General features: G+C 75.1%; 1 protein-coding gene. It reads left to right on the forward strand.

All coding sequences use genetic code 11. From position 1 onward, the window contains the following. Positions 1 to 225: hypothetical protein (locus ACM0OW_RS25945; RefSeq protein WP_414553605.1), on the forward strand; the 225-nt coding region annotated here is incomplete at both ends.

The raw sequence follows: 225 nt of genomic DNA on the forward strand, positions 1-225 counted from the left end.
GTGGCTGCTCGCCGCACTCAGCGGCGTGCTGGCGGCTGGCCTGGCGCTGGTCGGCGTGCTGGCGCTGCTGGGTGATCCGGGCTTCGAGATACGCCTGACCCACGGGCGCGGGCTGCTGCCCGGTGCGACCGATGCGCTGGCGTGGGCGATCCTGGCGATGGGGCTGTGGGGCGGGCTGAGCCTGATCGTGGCCGGCTGGCGCCGCAGCCACCTGGCGCTGGTCTC

The sequence above is a fragment of the Anabaena sp. CCY 0017 genome, from assembly GCF_963920885.1.
GTDB lineage: Bacteria > Cyanobacteriota > Cyanobacteriia > Cyanobacteriales > Nostocaceae > Nodularia.